Origin of the sequence: Lysobacter yananisis, assembly GCF_031199375.1 — a bacterium.
Lineage (GTDB): Bacteria > Pseudomonadota > Gammaproteobacteria > Xanthomonadales > Xanthomonadaceae > Lysobacter > Lysobacter yananisis.
In genome coordinates, this window is sequence record NZ_CP133568.1 from 4,915,825 (window position 1) to 4,931,758 (window position 15,934).

The 15,934-nt window shown below is 70.9% G+C and carries 14 protein-coding genes and 1 pseudogene; 9 read left to right on the forward strand and 6 right to left on the reverse strand.

The window, feature by feature from the left end:
* Window positions 1-214 precede the first annotated feature (214 nt).
* The 3 genes from mqo to RDV84_RS20310 all read left to right on the forward strand — a co-directional run bounded on the left by mqo (window position 215) and on the right by RDV84_RS20310 (window position 3,968).
* On the forward strand, window positions 215-1,909 hold the full coding sequence (gene mqo, locus RDV84_RS20300) for a malate dehydrogenase (quinone) (protein ID WP_309151404.1): 1,695 nt from the start codon (window positions 215-217) through the stop codon (window positions 1,907-1,909).
* Window positions 1,910-2,081: 172 nt separating this feature from the next.
* A complete protein-coding gene (locus RDV84_RS20305; protein ID WP_309151405.1) occupies window positions 2,082-2,978 on the forward strand; it encodes an MBL fold metallo-hydrolase in 897 nt (298 codons plus the stop codon).
* A 249-nt stretch (window positions 2,979-3,227) separates the two neighbouring features.
* Complete coding sequence (locus tag RDV84_RS20310; protein ID WP_309151406.1) at window positions 3,228-3,968, forward strand: hypothetical protein; 741 nt, start codon at window positions 3,228-3,230, stop codon at window positions 3,966-3,968.
* A gap of 48 nt (window positions 3,969-4,016) precedes the next feature.
* On the opposite strand, the gene RDV84_RS20315 is transcribed toward RDV84_RS20310, so the two are convergent.
* The 5 genes from RDV84_RS20315 to RDV84_RS20335 form a co-directional block, all read right to left on the reverse strand.
* On the reverse strand, window positions 4,017-6,224 hold the full coding sequence (locus tag RDV84_RS20315; RefSeq protein ID WP_309151407.1) for a TonB-dependent siderophore receptor: 2,208 nt from the start codon (window positions 6,222-6,224) through the stop codon (window positions 4,017-4,019).
* A gap of 252 nt (window positions 6,225-6,476) precedes the next feature.
* Window positions 6,477-6,866 (reverse strand): DUF6180 family protein, encoded by a 390-nt coding sequence (locus RDV84_RS20320; RefSeq protein WP_057947511.1) that lies wholly within the window; start codon window positions 6,864-6,866, stop codon window positions 6,477-6,479.
* Between the two features lie 65 nt (window positions 6,867-6,931).
* Complete coding sequence (locus tag RDV84_RS20325) at window positions 6,932-8,176, reverse strand: OmpA family protein (protein WP_309151408.1); 1,245 nt, start codon at window positions 8,174-8,176, stop codon at window positions 6,932-6,934.
* A gap of 193 nt (window positions 8,177-8,369) precedes the next feature.
* Window positions 8,370-9,596, reverse strand: a complete 1,227-nt coding sequence (gene hmpA / locus RDV84_RS20330) for an NO-inducible flavohemoprotein (RefSeq protein WP_309151409.1) — start codon at window positions 9,594-9,596, stop codon at window positions 8,370-8,372.
* 40 nt (window positions 9,597-9,636) lie between these two features.
* Window positions 9,637-10,005, reverse strand: coding sequence for a group III truncated hemoglobin (locus RDV84_RS20335; protein WP_250442603.1), 369 nt, complete (start codon window positions 10,003-10,005; stop codon window positions 9,637-9,639).
* A 146-nt stretch (window positions 10,006-10,151) separates the two neighbouring features.
* Between RDV84_RS20335 and RDV84_RS20340 the strand changes: the two genes are divergently transcribed.
* Both RDV84_RS20340 and RDV84_RS20345 read left to right on the forward strand, forming a co-directional pair.
* On the forward strand, window positions 10,152-10,574 hold the full coding sequence (locus RDV84_RS20340; RefSeq protein WP_309151410.1) for an Rrf2 family transcriptional regulator: 423 nt from the start codon (window positions 10,152-10,154) through the stop codon (window positions 10,572-10,574).
* Between the two features lie 420 nt (window positions 10,575-10,994).
* A complete protein-coding gene (locus tag RDV84_RS20345; RefSeq protein ID WP_057947507.1) occupies window positions 10,995-11,768 on the forward strand; it encodes a DNA/RNA non-specific endonuclease in 774 nt (257 codons plus the stop codon).
* A gap of 64 nt (window positions 11,769-11,832) precedes the next feature.
* Here RDV84_RS20345 and RDV84_RS20350 read toward each other — a convergent pair.
* Window positions 11,833-12,036, reverse strand: a pseudogene (locus RDV84_RS20350) (DUF4287 domain-containing protein); the annotation flags it as partial.
* Window positions 12,037-12,643: 607 nt separating this feature from the next.
* Between RDV84_RS20350 and RDV84_RS20355 the strand changes: the two are divergent.
* The 4 genes from RDV84_RS20355 to RDV84_RS20370 all read left to right on the forward strand — a co-directional run bounded on the left by RDV84_RS20355 (window position 12,644) and on the right by RDV84_RS20370 (window position 15,902).
* Window positions 12,644-13,837: a benzoate/H(+) symporter BenE family transporter gene (locus RDV84_RS20355; RefSeq protein WP_309151411.1), complete on the forward strand. Its 1,194-nt coding sequence runs from the start codon at window positions 12,644-12,646 to the stop codon at window positions 13,835-13,837.
* A gap of 244 nt (window positions 13,838-14,081) precedes the next feature.
* Window positions 14,082-14,390 (forward strand): hypothetical protein, encoded by a 309-nt coding sequence (locus RDV84_RS20360; protein ID WP_057947504.1) that lies wholly within the window; start codon window positions 14,082-14,084, stop codon window positions 14,388-14,390.
* Window positions 14,391-14,548: 158 nt separating this feature from the next.
* The gene (locus RDV84_RS20365; protein ID WP_078995711.1) at window positions 14,549-15,565 is read left to right on the forward strand and encodes a transporter; all 1,017 of its coding nucleotides are present in this window, start codon (window positions 14,549-14,551) and stop codon (window positions 15,563-15,565) included.
* 196 nt (window positions 15,566-15,761) lie between these two features.
* Window positions 15,762-15,902, forward strand: coding sequence for a hypothetical protein (locus RDV84_RS20370; protein ID WP_157490371.1), 141 nt, complete (start codon window positions 15,762-15,764; stop codon window positions 15,900-15,902).
* The last annotated feature ends 32 nt before the right edge of the window (window positions 15,903-15,934 follow it).

The following is a 15,934-nucleotide window of genomic DNA, read 5'->3' on the forward strand; positions in this document are numbered from 1 at the left end:
GCTCGCGGCAGCGCCGCGACCGACGCTGACCGACGCTGACAGACGCTCCCGCCCATCGCGGCAAAGCGCCCGCTCCGACAGCGCGCAAGCGGTTGCGGTCCGGCGGCTCTTTCACGCAGCCATGACGGTGCTGGGATCATGTACGGGGAGCCGTTCGCGCGCCCCGCCCCGGGCGCGCCGCGAGCGTCCTCCCCTCCCCGCGCATTCCATCGTCATGAAGAAATTCCGCAAAACCCTGTTGCTGCTGATCGTCGCGCTCGCGGTCGGCGGCGGCCTGTTCCTGTACTGGCCGCTGTGGCAGCGCTCGGTGCCGCCGGCCGCGAACGACAAGCCGGTCGACGTGGTGCTGGTCGGCGCCGGCATCATGAGCGTGACCCTGGCCACGTATCTGCAGGAACTGCAGCCGGATTGGACGCTGCGGATGTACGAGCGCCGCGACGGCGTGGCCGAGGAAAGCTCCGACGGCTGGAACAACGCCGGCACCGGGCATTCGGGCTTCGCCGAGCTGAACTACACCCCGCAGCGGCCCGACGGCAGCGTCGAGACCAAGCGCGCGGTGGAGATCGCCGAACAGTTCGAGGTCGCGCGCCAGTTCTGGTCGCACCAGGTGCGCGAAGGCCGGCTCGGCGCGCCGGGCGATTTCATCAATCCGACCCCGCACATGAGCTTCGTCTGGGGCGAGGACAACATCGACTACCTGCGCAAGCGCCGCGACGCGCTGGTCGAGAATCCGTTGTTCTACGGCATGCAATTCTCCGACGACCCAGCGCAGATCAAGGCGTGGGCGCCGCTGCTGATGGAAGGCCGCGATCCCAAGCAACACGTCGCCGCCACCTACATGCCGCTGGGCACCGACGTCAATTTCGGCGTGATCACCCGTCAGCTCACCCAAGGCCTGCAGCGCAGCGGCAACTTCGGCCTGCATCTGGGCCACGAAGTCACCGCGCTGCGCCGCAACGCCGACAAGACCTGGAACGTCACCGTCAAGGACCTCAAGAGCGACAAGGAAACCACGGTCAAGACCCGTTTCGTGTTCATCGGCGCCGGCGGCGCCGCGCTCAAGCTGCTGCAGCTGTCGGGCATTCCCGAAGCCGAAAACTACGCCGGCTTTCCGGTCGGCGGGCAGTTCCTGGCGTTCTCCGCGCCGGCGCTCGCCGAGCGCCACCGCGTCAAGGCCTACGGCATGGCCGAGACCGGCTCGCCGCCGATGTCGGTGCCGCATCTGGACGCGCGCAAGCTCGACGGCAAGCCGGTGATCCTGTTCGGGCCGTTCGCGCTGTACAGCACCAAGTTCCTCAAGCACGGCTCGTGGTTCGACCTGTACTCCTCGGTCAATCACGACAACCTCGGCGAGATGGTCAGCGTCGGCTCGGAGAACCTGGACCTGGTGAAATACCTGATGAGCCAGGCGCAGTTGAACGACGACGACCGCCAGGCCGAGCTGTTGAAGTATTTCCCCACCGCCAAGCGCAGCGACTGGACCCTGGTCACCGCCGGCCAGCGCGTGCAGGTGATCAAGCGCGATCCGGTCAAGGGCCCGGTGCTGCAGTTCGGCACCGAGATCGTCGTCGACCGGGACCGCAGCATCGCCGCGCTGCTCGGCGCCTCGCCGGGCGCTTCGACTTCGCCGCCGATCATGCTCGAGCTGATGGCCAAGGCCTTCCCGCAACAGGTCGCCGGCGACTGGGGCGAGAAGCTGAAACTGATCGTGCCGTCGTACGGGCGCAAGCTCAACGACAGCGCGGCGCTGACCAATCATATCCGGCGCATGACCAGCCAGACCCTGCGGCTGCCGTACCTGGAGGTGCCGGTCGACGGCGCGCAACCGGACTCGCCGCCGCCGGCTGCGATGCCGTCCGCGCCGACGCCCGCGCAGAAGAACCAGGATGCGGAACTGCAGGCGATGTGACGCCTGTTGCGGGACGCGGATGCCGGCGCCGCGCGGCATCCGCGGCTCGCCCGCAGCGTGCGTGCCGCATCGCCGATTCGACCGGTTCGCGCAACGAACCGGTTCGCCTCACGGGCTATGCCCGACACCGCCGCCGCCCTAGCCTGATGCCGCCCCCGTCTGGAGTCCCGCCATGTCCGCCGTCCCCACCGCGCGCCTGTTGTTCGCCATCGCCGCCTTCGCCGCCCTGACCGGCCCCGCCGCGGCCGCCACGCCGCTGCGCATCGAGGTCTACAACCCCGGCGAAAAGGGCGTGTTCCCGGTGTCGTCGGAACTGGTGATCGGCGAACGCGAGGTGCTGCTGGTCGACGCCCAGTTCCAGCGCGCCGATGCGCAGGCGCTGGTCGAGAAGATCCGCGCCACCGGCAAGAAGCTCAGCGCCGTCTACATCAGCCAGAGCGATCCGGACTATTACTTCGGCCTGGACGTCATCCGCGACGCCTTCCCCGATGCGCGCATCTTCGCGACCCCGCAGACGGTGGCGGCGATCCGCAAGACCATGGACGGCAAGCTCGCCTACTGGGGGCCGGTGCTCAAGGACAACGCGCCCAAGCGCCTGGTCGCGCCCGAACCGCTGCAGGGCGACACGCTGACCCTGGAAGGCCGCACGCTCAAGATCGAAGGCCTGCGCGGCCCCGACCCGGCGCGCACCTACCTGTGGATCCCTTCGCTCAAGACCGTCGCCGGCGGCGTGGTGGTGTCCAGCGGCGGCCACGTGTTCATGGCCGACACCGCTACCGCCGCCTCGCGCGCGGCGTGGTTGCAGACCCTGCGCGGCATCCGCGCGCTCAAGCCGGCCAAGGTGATCCCCGGCCACTTCCTCGGCCCGATGCCGAAGGGCCTGGACGCGGTCGAGTTCACCGCCGCGTACATCGAACGCTTCGAGCGCGAAGCGGCCAAGGCCAGCGATTCCAAACAGCTGATCGCGGCGATGCAGGCCGCCTACCCCAAGCTCGGCGAGGCCGCATCGCTGGAACTCAGCGCCAAGGTGGTCAAGGGCGAGATGCAGTGGCCGGCGCCGCAGCCTTGAACGACGGCGCCGGCGGCATCGGCGCGAAACGACCGCGCGTTCGGCGAGGCTAGCCCGTCCGCGGCGGACTTTGCCGAATCCCGCCTCCGCTCCGGTTCGCGACCGGCGCACGCAGCGCCGCGCACCGCAGTCACGCTCGGATCCGGCCGGCGGCTGCTACGGTCGGGCGGCATCGTGCGCGCGCTCGACGACGACGGGCGGCGATGCGGACAGAACGTCCTCCCCCAAGCCCCAGAAGGAGACAGGGCCATGAAAACGCTCGCATTCGCTTCGCTCACGATGTTTCCGATCCTCGCCGCGGCCCAGGCCGGCGCGGCGCCCTCCGCGCCGTTGCAACGCGATGTGCGCTGGATCGATGCGCAAGACCGCAGCCGGGTCGCGACCCAGGTCCTGACCCGCCGCGCCGACGGCGCGCTGGTCTACCGCTACGACCGGCAAGCGACGCCGGCCCGGCGCTACCACGAACGCATGTGCGAACTCGTCGGCGGCGTGCCCGCCGCCGGCGACACCGTGCTCGGCGGCGCGGACGCCGCCGGCAGCCTGGCCTGCACGCTGCCGGCCGACGCGGCCGGCACGCCCGGCGTCGTCGTCGACGGTCTGTTCCATCCGAGCCCGCGGCCGCCGGCGAACGCCGCCGCCCAAGGCCAGGACGCGGCGCGCGCCGACGCCTCCGACGACTTCGCCCACGCCGCCGCGCCCGGCGGCGCCGCGCCGCGCGGAGAAAACTTCCAGGCCGTCGGCGGCGCGGGCTATTCCAGCGAAACCGGCGGTACCGGCTCGGCCAAGACCTCGCTCGACAACGATCGCTGCACGATCGAACAGACCACGCCGGTCCCCGCCGGCGGCAGCGAATCGGTGCTCCTGCTGGTCACCTGCATCGAGCAACGCGTGCGCGCCTTGCCGACCTACACCCGCGCCTGCATGAACGCCACCTGCGTGACCGAGAACGGGTTCATCGACGTGCTCGACCTGTCGCCGCCGACGCGCTGATCGCACGGCACCGGCGGCGCGGGCGCGTCCCGCGCCGCCGGTGTCCGCTCAAAACCGGTACGTCGCCGACACCCGCACGCTGCGCGGCTCGCCCCAGGTGTAGGTGCTGTAGACGTCGAAGATCGTGTAGTAGCGCTTGTCGAGCAGGTTGTCGACGTTGAGCGAGGCCGATAGCTTTTCGTCGAAACGATAGGCGAGCATCGCGTCGAGCAGCCAGTACGGCCGGGTGCGGTGCTCGACCGTGCCGCCGCCGGGCGCGCCGACCGGGCCGAAGCTGCTGCTCTGCCAGCGCGCGCCGCCGCCGACGGTCAATCCTGCGAGCGCGCCATCGAAGCGGTAGCTGCTGTGCGCGCTGAACTGGTCCTCCGGCTCCAGCGTGGACACCTTGGCGCCGTTCTGGCGCGCGACCTTGTGCGCGTAGCCGGCCTGGACCTGCCAGCCCGGCCGCAGCTCGCCGGACAGCTCCAGTTCGTAGCCCTCGGTGCGCACGCCCTGCAGGGCGCGGTAGGCGTCGCCGCCGGTGGGCGTCTTGCCGCCGCTGGGCACCGGATAGTTGTCCTGGTCCAGGCGGAACAGCGCGGCGCTGGCGTTGAGCCGGCCGTCGAAGAACTCGCCCTTCAAGCCCAGTTCGTAGTTCTCGCCTTCGCGCGGGTCGAGCGCGCGGCCGCGCTCGTCCTGCTCGGACTGCGGCTTGAAGATGGTGCCGTAGCTGGCATAGGCCGACAGGTAGGTATTGAGGTCGTAGACGGCGCCGGCGTACGGCACCACCACCCCGCTCTCGTCGATCCCGTCGGTCTTGTAGTTGGCGATGCGGCTGCCGAGGATCAGCTTGAACGGATCGGCCAGGTCGAAGCGGCCGACCACGTACGCGCCGCTCTCGCGGGTCACCTGGTCGTTGTCGAAACCGTGCTGCCAGGCCGGTTCGGCGATGTCGCCGTTCCAGCGGCGGTAGTCGGCCACCTGTTGCGGATAGTCGGCCGGCGCGAAATAGCCGGTGCCGGTCCAGTGCTTGCGCGACACGCTCGCGCCGACCACCACCTCGTGTTCGCGCCCGAACCAGCCGAAGCGGCCGCTGAGGTAGGCGTCGGCGGCGTTGGCGACGGTCTCGCCGACGTACTTGCCCAGCCACAGCGACACGCCGCTGCCGTCGCGCGGGTCCGGATGGCCCGCGGCGGCGGCGCCGAGCGCGGCGTCGTAGCCGTTGACCTGATGGTTGAGCTGCAGCTTGGCGATCCAGCCGTCGCCGAAGCGATGCTCCAGGGTCGCGAAGCCGGTGCGGGTGTACTGGCGCCAGCGGCTCCAGTCGGCGCCGTTGTTGAACGAGCGCGGCACCCGGTAGAACCCGCCGTCGGCATCCAGCAGCGGAATGCCGCCCCAACTGGAGCCGCGCGGGTCGCTGTTCTGATAATCGGCGCCGACGGTGAGCAGGCTGTCGTCGCCCAGATCCGCTTCGAGGATGCCGTACAGCACCGACGTGTCGCGCTGGTAGCGCTCGCTGTAGCCGTGTTTGTCCTGGCGCACCGCGACCGCGCGACCGCGCACCCGGCCGCTCTCGCTCAAGGGGCCGGACACGTCGATCTCGCCGCGGTACTCGTCCCACGATCCCGCGCCCAGGCCGATCTGGCCCTTGAACGCGCGCGTGGGCTTCTTGCGGATCAGGTTGATGGTCGCGCCCGGGTCGCCGACGCCGGTCAGCAGGCCGGTGGCGCCCTTGAGCACTTCGATGCGGTCGTAGATCGCGGTGTCGCTGAGGGTGTTGCCGGCCGAGAACGCCGAATCGCGTTGCATCGGGATGCCGTCGTACTGGAAGTTCTGGATCGCGAATCCGCGCGCGTAGTACTCGGTGCGCTCGCTGTCGTAAGTGACGATGCTGATGCCGGGCGTGACCCGCATGACATCGTCGATGCCGGTCAGGCCGAAGTCGTCCATCTCCTGGCGGCCGATCACGCTGATCGACTGCGGCGTCTGCCGCGGCGTCAGCACCAGCCGGGTCGCGGTGGCGATGGTGCCGGGCGTGTAGGAACCGCTGCCTTCGGTCAGGGTGCCGAGCTGGTTGGCCTTGACTTCGATCTTGTCCAGATCGGTCGGATCGGGCTGCCGCGGATCGCGCGCAGGGTTGGCGGCCGCGTCCTGGGCGCAGGCGGCGATAGGCGCGGCGAGCGCGAGCGCGCCGGCCAGGGCGGCGGCGAGCGCGGTGCGCGGCAGGCCGCGCGTACGCGGCGGGAACACGGGAGAAAGGCGGGATTCGACAGGCACGGCGAGAGCTTCCGGCAGAGGGAGGAGGACTCCTCTGGCGGCGGCTCGAGGCGGACACTGCGCGGCGCGGCCGCGCGAGTCGGCAAGTATAGGCCGAGTGCGGAGCGCTTCGGCGATGTCGCGGCCGCAGCGCCGGGCCAATGCGCGCAAACGGCGGTTCCAGCGCGAATCCGCCGTTGCCGGCGCGGCCGTTCGCTCGCAAGACACCGGGCCTGAGGGCTTGTCCCCAAGCCGCCCCGCATCGCCGGTCGCCTAGCGCGCAGCCGGCTTGATCGCCTTGCGGATCTCGCCGGCGACCTTCTTGGCGATGACGCCGGGCTCGCTGAGCCCCGGCCCCGAATAGTCGAAGGCCTGCACGACCCACGCCGTGTGGTTTCCGGCGGCGATGCAGTAAGCCACCAGCGAGCGGCCTTCCTGGCGCGGACCGGACACATGCAACGACAAGGTCTTCTGGTCCTGGTTGGCGCGCACGACATAGCCCAGCGCCGCCGCGCCGCGGCCGATCGCCGCGTTGCAGGCCTGCACGCTCAACTGCGCCGCCGGCACCCGGTCGACCTCGTAGCCCAGGCTGAAATCCGCGGCCGCGGCGCTCAACGGCAGGGCCAAACCGATGCACAGGATCGATACGCTGGCGATTCTCATGTTCACCTCACTGCTGGTTGCGGGGGATGTCGTCGCGATGCGCCATCGTTCGATGGCGCCGCCGCTCACGTCCGCACGAAGATCTCGACCCGCCGGTTGAGCTGGCGCCCGCCCGGGTTGTCCTGCCCGCCGATCTCGTTCGGCGCCACCGGCCGCGCTTCGCCATAGCCCTTGGCCGTGGCCTGTTGCGCCGCGCCGCGCTCGCGCAAAGCCGCGACCACCGCCTGCGCGCGCCGGTCCGACAGCGCCTGGTTGTAGTCGTCGCTGCCCTTGGCGTCGGTGTGGCCGCCGACTTCCATGCCGGTGCTGCGCACGTCCTTGAGCGCCGCGGCGAGCGCGTCGAGCACCTTGGCCGCGTCGCTGCGGATGTCGGCCTTGTCGAAGTCGAACAGCACCCGGTCGTTGAGGGTGATCAGGTAACCGCAAGGCGCGCCGGGCGGGGCGAACTTCTTCAGCGGCGGGAAGCGGCCGGCCGGCGCGACCTTCGGCAGCGGCGGCAGCTTCACCGGTTTGGCCGGGGTGTCGATGCTGCCGGTGCCGTCGCCGTTCACCACGACGATGCCGAGCGGTCCGTTCCAGCGTCCGCTGCCGTCGTTGTTGATCGTCACCAGCCCCTGCGGGCCGTTCCAGGTGCCGCTGCCGTCGCCGTTGTTGCGGATCAGGCCGCTGTCGCCGTTCCAGCTGCCGCCGCCTTTGCCGTCCAGGGCGATCACGCCGGCCGGACCGTTGTAGGAACCCGAACCGTCGGCCTCCACCCGCACCAGCGCGCCGCCCTCGCCGTCTTCGTCGCGGCCATCGCCGTTGATGCTGCCGCTGCCGTCGGCGTTGATGGTGATCAGGCCGCCTTCGTAGTTGGCGCTGCCGCTGCCGTCGGCGGCGATCTTGAAGATGCCCGCATCGCCGTTGCGGCTCAGGTTGCCCTGCGCATCGACGCTGGTGATGCCGGCATCGTTCAACAACACGCCATCGGTGCCGCAGCGCGCGGGCGAGACGCTGACCCCGGCGATGGGATCGAGCACCGGCGCCATCGCCGATTCCAGCGCGCGCTGCGCGGGCGAGACGCCGAGGATCTCCGGCACCACGATGACCGGGATCGGCGGGAACTGCGCGGCGATGGCGTCGGCTCGTTTCTGCACGTCGCTGTCGGCGCCGGCCTCGTCGGCGTGCGCGGCCGCCAGCGCGGCGGTTCGGGTGCCGCCGGGCGCGGCCGCGGAGGCCGCCGGCGCGTCGTTGCCGCGGCCGCAGCCGGACGCCAGCGCGGCAAGAACGAGCAGGGAGAGAATGCGGGAAGGAAGAACGCAGGAACGCACGAAAAACTCCTTGATCCTTATGCGGCGAAGACATCCATGACCGTGGCGCGGCGACGCGGTCGACAGACCGCGGCGCCCCCCTGCGCACCCGACGCCGACACTTGTACCCGATGACGGCGACGAGGAAAAGACCGCGGCGCCGAACGCGTCCGTGCATCGGCGCAACCTCGGCGCCCGACTTCCCGCGCATCCGCTACGCCGCGAGGCGCTCGTCGCTGGGCCCGAAGAACTCGTAGTGCACGCGTTCGTCCGCCACGCCCGCGCGCGCCAGCGCCGGCACCAGCGCGCGCAGGAACGGGCGCGGGCCGCACAGATAGACGTCGGACTCGAACAGCGGCACGTTGGCGCGCAGCCACTCGGCATCGATCAGGCCCTCGCGCTGATGGCTGCGGCCGAGCGCGTCGCCGGCGCCGGGTTGGGCATAGAACGTGCTGACCTGGATTGCGCCATGGGCCCGCGCCAGCGCCTGCACGTGCGCGGCCATGGCGTGGCTGGCGCCGTCGGCGGTGCCGTGCACGTAATGCGCCTGCAGTCGCGGGTGCCGTGCGGCGATGGCTTCGAGCATGCTCACCATCGGAGTCAGGCCGACGCCGCCGGACAGCAACACCACCGGGCGCGGCGGCGCGTCGGGCAGGAAGAAGTCGCCGGCCGGCGGCGTCAGCTCGATGCGCTCGCCGATCGCCATCGCATCGTGCAGGTGGCGCGAGCCGCCGTGGCCGTGCGCTTCGCGCTTGACCGTGATGCGGTAGGCCTCGCGGTTGGGTCCGCAGGAGATCGAGTAATTGCGCTTGATCCGGCCCTGCCCCGGCACCGCATAACGCAGGGTCAGGTACTGGCCGGGCCGGTGCGCGATCACCGCGCCGCCGTCGGCGGGGCGCAGCTCGAACGAGGCGATCGGCGCATCGGCGGCGGCGTTCTCGATCCGCTTGCCGGCGACGACGAACTCGCGCCAGCCGCTCCAGCCGCCGACCGCGTGCGCCAGTTCGCCGCGCAGTTCGGCCTCGCGTCGCTTGAGCAGGTCGGCCAGCAGCCAGTAGGCCTCGCCCCACGCCGCCAGCACCTGCGGCGTGGCGGCGTCGCCGAGCACGTCCTCGATCGCGCCGAGCAAGGCGCGGGCCACGAACGGGTAGTGCTCGGGCAGGATGTGGTAGCCCACGTGCTTCTGCGCGATCCGCTCCAGCGCCGCCGACAACGCGCCCAGGTCGTCGATGTTGCGCGCATAGGCGAGGATCGCCCCGGCCAGGGCGTGCGCCTGGGCGTTGTCGCCGCCCTGGTTGGCGTGGTTGAACAGCGCGGCGATGTGCTCGTCGCGGAACAGCCGGCGGTACATCGCAGTGGTGACGGCGTGGCCGTGCGCGGCCAACGCGGGCACGGTGGCGCGGACGACGGCCACGGTGGCCTCGCTCAGCGGGGTGCTCATGCTTGGGTTCCTCGGGTTTGGAAAATTTCGGGCGACGCGCTCAGGCCTGCGCCAGCAGGCGCTGCAGGTGCCCGCCGATGCGGGCGGCGCGCTCTTGCACGGCGGCGGCCTGGGCCGGCGGCAGGACCTCTTCGCTGCAGCGCCGCCACAGCGCCAGCCAGCGCGCGAACAGTTCGGGACGGATCCGGCTGGCGTGATCCAGGTGCGACTGCGCCGGATTGCCGCGATAACGGCCGCTGCCGAGCATCGACGAGGTCCAGAAGTCGATCAGCCGGCGCTCGTGCTCGTCCCAGTCGCGGACCGCGGCGGCGAACACCGGGCCGAGCTCGGCGTCGGCGCGCACCGCCGCGTAGAAACGGCGGACCAAGGCCGTCAAGGCGGCCTCGTCCAATCCTTCGAAGCTGCGCATCGCGCGCTCCTCCCGCCCTTCGGCTTAAATATTCATCACGAATGCATGATATTTCGCACCGCTAAAACATGCAAAGAAAATGACTGTTATCATGCCGCGACCGATCGCCGCACCCCGCCGCGCCGTCCGCCGACGACACTGAGCCGATGAAGCTGAGCCTGTACACCGACTATTCCCTGCGCGTGCTGATCCACCTGGGCACGCACGCCGGCGAGCTGGTCTCCATCGCCCAGGTCGCCCAGGCCTACGGCATTTCCCACAGCCACCTGACCAAGGTGGTGCAGGACCTGGCCGCGGCCGGCTTCATCGAGACCGTGCGCGGGCGCAACGGCGGCATCCGCCTGGGCCGGCCGGCCGAGCGCATCGGCCTGGGCGAGGTGGTGCGGCATACCGAGGCCCATGTCGACCTGGTCGATTGCGGCGGCTGCCTGATCGCGCCGGCCTGCGGGCTGCCGCCGATCCTGGGCCGGGCGATGCGCGCGTTCTTCGAGGTGCTCGACGGCTACACGGTGGCGGATCTGCTCGGCAAGCAGCGCTCGCTGCAGCGCTTGTTCGCGGCGGCGGGTTGAGGGAGCGGCGGGTTGAGGAGCGCGTTTCGATAGCGCGGCTTGTGTCGTAGCCGTGTTTCGCGGTCGCGGCTTGCGCCGCTCCTACAGTCGGATACGCAGCCGCCGCAGCCCCCTGTAGGAGCGGCGCAAGCCGCGACCGCGAAAACACGGCTACGCCGACAGCACGCAACCGGGGCACCGCTGGATCGGTGGCAAGCCTGCCTGCGACTGCGTCGTGCCCGACGCATCGGCAAGAAGCAGGCCGCTGAACGCCGCTGACACGAATACGGCACGGTAGAGCAGCCCAACCGGCACGCCCGAGGCATGAACTAAAACCGTGACTGCGTCGCGAAACACAGACGCGGCACGCTTTTTGTCACGCATCCGTTCCCTGGACGTGGAATTTTTGTCCCGCCTCCCGCCCTGATCGGATTCCCCGCCATGCCCCCGGTTGCCCGCCTCGCCACCGCGCTCGTCCTCGCCCTCGCCGCCCCGGCCGCGCTCGCCGCGACCTGCACCAGCGCCCACAACGACCAGTACCCCAGCGGCCGCAAGCCGGTGCTAAGCAATGCCGACCTCAACGAACAGACCGTGTCGATCTGCTACCAGGACTACAACCTGTACGCCTCCAAGGTCACCGGCACCAACCTGTGGTCGGCCCAGCACCTGACCCGGGCCAAGGTGATCGGCGCCGAATCGATCAGCCGCATCGACTCCAGCTTCTTCAGCGAGCCGGGCTTTCCGACCAAGCACGCCAGCTACACCAACAGCGGCTACGACCGCGGCCACATGATGCCGGCCGGCGACGCCTCGACCACGCCGGCGCAGAAGGAGACCTTCTCGGTCGCCAACATCGTTCCGCAGACCGGCAAGCTCAATCGCGGCAGCTGGGCCAAGATCGAGAACATCGTGCGCACCGTGGCCAAGGAATGGGACGCGGCGTACGTCGTCACCGGCCCGGACTTCGACAACATGAACACCACCATCGCCAGCGGCGCGGTGGTGGTGCCGACCCAGACCTGGAAGGCGGTGTACGTGCCCTCGGCCGGGGTCGCCGGCGCCTACTGGTGCGTCAACAGCACCGCCCCGACCTGCTCGCTGATCTCGCTCAACGAACTCAAGCGCCGCGCCTTCGTCGATCCGTTCCCCAGCCTGGGCACGGCGCTGCGCGCGCAGACCGCCTCGGACTGGACCGACATCCTGGTTCTGCCCTGAGTTCCGAGCGCTGAGTCCTGGACACGAACCGGTGCGGCGCGCTCGCGCGTCGCCGCCGGACCGCTCAGGCCTTGCCGGCCTGGGCCAGGCGATAGGCGACCAGCGCGTTCGCATGGCCGTGGCCCAGGCCGTGCGCGCTCTTGAGTTCGGCCACCAGTTCCATGTGTTTGCGCGCGCCGAGCGCGTCGATGGCCGCGAACCAGTGCGCGACCGGCTTGCCGTAGGTCTTCTCGATCGAGGGGAAATAGGACGCCGGGCCCTTGACCTTGTCGGCGGCCGCCGGCGCTTGTGCGGCCGGTTTCTTCGCGGCAGCTGGCTTAGCCGCGGCGGCGGGCTTCTTCGCGGCAGCCGGCTTCGCCGCGGCGGACTTGGCGGCGGCGGGTTTGCTCGCGGCAGGCTTGGCGACCGCAGGCTTGCCGGCCGCCGCGGTCTTGCCGGCCGCGCCGGCGTTGCCCGACGCCTTCTTCGCCACGGCCTTGGCCGTTGCGCTGTTCTTGACTGCGGTATTAGCGACGGGCGTCTTGGATCGGCTGGCGGTGGCCATGCGCATCTCTCCTGGAGGAAGGCCGATAGTGCGGCAAGCGCGGCGCCGATGGAGGTGACAAATGTGAGTTCGACGCCGGCTTCCGGACCGCCTGGATGAGAACGCATCGGTCCGGCTGGCCGACGCTTGCGCGCGGGGCCCAACCGCAGCGGCCCGCCCTCGCAGCAGGCCGGGGCGGCGGACCCGATCCCCGCGCATCGCGACGGCTGCACGCATGGGCCGCCTCGCGCGACCCGCACCTCGCGCCCCCGGCCAAAACCACCGCCGACGCACAGCCGCCGACGCGGCCGATGCCGCATGATGTCGCCTCCCCCCCTGCCCTGGCGTCCGCATGCCGCACCTGCGCGATCTGTCCCTGTCCGCCGTCGTCGCCGGGTTCGTCGCGGTGCTGGTCGGCTTCACCAGTTCGGCCGCGATCGTGTTCTCCGCCGCCCAGGCCAGCGGCGCCGACGAGGCCGAAATCGCGTCGTGGATGTGGGCGCTCGGGCTCGGCATGGGCGTCACCTGCATCGGCCTGTCGCTGCGCTACAAGGTTCCGGTGGTCACCGCCTGGTCCACGCCCGGCGCGGCGATGCTGATCACCGGCGCGGCCGGGCTGCCGCTGGCCGAAGCGATCGGCGCGTTCGTGATCAGCGCCGCGCTGACCGTCGCGCTCGGCTTCAGCGGTTGGCTCGAACGGGTGCTGGCACGGCTGCCGGCGAGCCTCGCCGCGGGCATGCTGGCCGGCGTGTTGCTGCGCTTCGGCCTCAATGTGTTCACCTCGATGCAGCACAGCTTCGCCCTGGTGTTCGCGATGTTCCTGGGCTTTCTGTTGGCGCGGCGCTGGCTGCCGCGCTACGCGGTGCTGGTCGCGCTGGCGGTCGGCATCGCGGTGGCGGCGCTGCAGGGCGGGCTGCACCTGGACAAGCTGCAACTGGCGGTGGCGATGCCGGTATGGACCACGCCGCGGTTCTCGCTCGCCGCCACCGTCGGCGTCGCCATCCCGCTGTTCGTGGTGACCATGGCCTCGCAGAACGTGCCCGGCATCGCGATCCTGCGCGCGCACGGCTACCGCGACACGCCGGCCTCGCCGCTGATCGGTTGGACCGGCGCGGCCAACCTGCTGCTCGCGCCGTTCGGCGCGTTCGCGCTGTGCCTGGCCGCGATCACCGCCGCGATCTGCATGGGCGAGGACGCGCACGAAGATCCGCGCAAGCGGTATCTCGCCTCGGTCGCCGCCGGCGTGTTCTACCTGCTCACCGGCGTGTTCGGCGCGACCGTGGCGGCCGCGTTCGCGGCGTTCCCGCAGGCGCTGGTGATGGCCATCGCCGGCATCGCCCTGCTCGCCACCATCGGCAACGGGCTGGCCGCGGCGCTGGGCGACCCGCAGGAACGCGATCCGGCGCTGATCACCTTCCTGGTCACCGCGTCGGGCTTCACCGCGTTCCAGATCGGCTCGGTGTTCTGGGGCATGGTCGCGGGGGTGCTCGCCACGGTGGTGCTGCGGCTGCGCAAGCCGGCGGCGGCGGCGGATCCGGCGCGCTGAGTGGTTGCGGGAGCGGTTTCGAAAGCGGCATCGCGTCGGAGCGCAGAGCGTCGGGCCTGAAGGCCCTCCCACAAGCCTCATGCAGTCCGCGAAAGACCTGTGGGAGGGCCTTCAGGCCCGACGCTCCTGTGCCCGATGGCCGCCAAACTTCCTCGCAGCGGAACGGGAAACGTCCGACCCGAGGCCCCTGCCATGCCCGTCCGGCGGGTATGCTCGCCGCCACCCCACCACGGACACCCGCCGCATGGACGCCCGCCGCGAATCGCTCCCGGACCCGGCGGGCCTGCGCGCCCTGCTCAGCCCCAGCGTGATCGTGAGCCTGGCGCTGGCGCTGACCGCCGCGGTCCTGGCCCTGGTCTATCTGTTCCAGATGCGAGCGCCGGCCGCGCGCGGCGCCGCGGCCGCGCACACCGCGCCCGGCCGCGCCGATGCGCCGGCCGGCGAAGCCGCGGCGCTGCCGGCGCCGGTGCCCGAACCGGTCGAGTTCCGCTGCGTCGACGGTCTGCGCGTGCGCAAGCAAGGCAGCAGCTACACCGGCGACGGCCGCTGCTGAGCCGCCCACGCCGCGCCGCCGCCGGCCCGCGCGGCGCGACGGCCGCGGCCGCGCCGCCGCACGAACGCGGGACGCAGCGCGCCCGCCATGACGCCGCCACCGCTTTCCGCTAGCGTAGGCGGCCTGCTCCTCCCGCACCGCCCGGATCGCCGCTCCCGATGCGCATCGCCGACGCCAGCTACGGTTCCAACGAAGACGGCCTGATCTGGGGCTATCGCTTCGTCCCGGGCCAGCCGGCGCAACCGATCAGCACCGACGCGGTCGCCGCGTTCCTGGCGGCGCCCGCCGACGGCGACGGCCGCGGCTTCCTGTGGCTGCACTTCTCCCTGTCCAACACCGGCAGCGAACGCTACCTGCGCCGCGCGCTGCGGATGCCCGACGCGTTCTACGACAGCCTGCGCAGCGAAGTCGGTTCGACCCGGCTGGAACTGGACGACAACGCGCTGATCGCGGTCATCCACGACGTGCTGTTCGATTCCAGCTTCGACGCCTCCGAGGTCGGCACCACCAGCCTGTGCATCGGTCCGCGCCTGCTGGTGAGCGCGCGGCTGCGCCCGCTGCGCTCGGTCGACCAGTTGCGCGCGGCGGTGCGCTCGGGCCAGGTATTCCGTTCGCCGGTGGAACTGCTCGCCCACCTGCTGCGCGACCAGGCCAGCGTGCTCGGCGAGATCCTGCGCAAGTGCACCGTGCAGGTCGACCGGATCGAAGACCGCCTGCTCGACAACCGCATCGCCACCGACCGCAAGCAGCTCGGCGCGCTGCGCCGCAGCCTGGTGCGGCTGCAGCGGCTGCTGGCGCCGGAACCGACCGCGCTGTTCCGGCTGCTCAACCGCCCGCCGGACTGGATCGGCCGCGACGACATCGGCGACCTGCAACAGGCCGCGGAAGAATTCTCCACCGCGATCGGCGACTCGGCCGCGCTGGTCGAGCGGGTCAAGCTGATCCAGGAAGAACTGGCGGCGCTGGTCAACGAGCAGACCGGGCGCACCTTGTTCGTCCTCACCGTGGTCACCGTGGTGGCCCTGCCGATCAACCTGGTCGCCGGCCTGTTCGGCATGAACGTCGGCGGCATCCCGCTGGCCGAGAATCCGCACGGCTTCCTCAGCGTGGTGATCGGGCTGTGCGTGCTGACCGCGGTGCTGGCCTACGCGGCGTTCGGCCGTCGGCGCGACTGACATCACATCCCGCGCCCGGCTGAATGCGCGCGGCGATCACGCACTGCGCCCTTGCATCACAGATTCCACGGTCCGCCCCGCAGGCCGCGGGCGGCTTTGGTATAGAGGAGCGGCAGCCGCCGGGAGGGCGCAGGCCCGCAACGGCCCGCTGCGCTGTGGCACGAAGGAACAACCCATCGACCATTGGAGGGAGCACATGAAGAAGACCATCGATATGCCGCTGATCGTGAAGAGCGGCGTGCGTCTGATCGAACCGACGTCGACCCTGGAAGCCCACGACGTCCAGCCGGAAATCACCGCCGACGAGCTGGATTTCCTGGAAGCGCACGCCAAGTAAGCCGGCAACAGCGCGACCGGCCCGGGCCGGCG

Excerpts from the sequence above, each read along its gene's own strand:
- mqo (WP_309151404.1), top strand. The coding sequence starts at position 215 with ATGAAGAAATTCCGCAAAACCCTGTTGCTGCTGATCGTCGCGCTCGCG.
- RDV84_RS20305 (WP_309151405.1), top strand. The coding sequence starts at position 2,082 with ATGTCCGCCGTCCCCACCGCGCGCCTGTTGTTCGCCATCGCCGCCTTC.
- RDV84_RS20310 (WP_309151406.1), top strand. The coding sequence starts at position 3,228 with ATGAAAACGCTCGCATTCGCTTCGCTCACGATGTTTCCGATCCTCGCC.
- RDV84_RS20320 (WP_057947511.1), bottom strand. The coding sequence starts at position 6,866 with ATGAGAATCGCCAGCGTATCGATCCTGTGCATCGGTTTGGCCCTGCCG.
- hmpA (WP_309151409.1), bottom strand. The coding sequence starts at position 9,596 with ATGAGCACCCCGCTGAGCGAGGCCACCGTGGCCGTCGTCCGCGCCACC.
- RDV84_RS20335 (WP_250442603.1), bottom strand. The coding sequence starts at position 10,005 with ATGCGCAGCTTCGAAGGATTGGACGAGGCCGCCTTGACGGCCTTGGTC.
- RDV84_RS20340 (WP_309151410.1), top strand. The coding sequence starts at position 10,152 with ATGAAGCTGAGCCTGTACACCGACTATTCCCTGCGCGTGCTGATCCAC.
- RDV84_RS20345 (WP_057947507.1), top strand. The coding sequence starts at position 10,995 with ATGCCCCCGGTTGCCCGCCTCGCCACCGCGCTCGTCCTCGCCCTCGCC.
- RDV84_RS20355 (WP_309151411.1), top strand. The coding sequence starts at position 12,644 with ATGCCGCACCTGCGCGATCTGTCCCTGTCCGCCGTCGTCGCCGGGTTC.
- RDV84_RS20360 (WP_057947504.1), top strand. The coding sequence starts at position 14,082 with ATGGACGCCCGCCGCGAATCGCTCCCGGACCCGGCGGGCCTGCGCGCC.
- RDV84_RS20365 (WP_078995711.1), top strand. The coding sequence starts at position 14,549 with ATGCGCATCGCCGACGCCAGCTACGGTTCCAACGAAGACGGCCTGATC.
- RDV84_RS20370 (WP_157490371.1), top strand. The coding sequence starts at position 15,762 with ATGAAGAAGACCATCGATATGCCGCTGATCGTGAAGAGCGGCGTGCGT.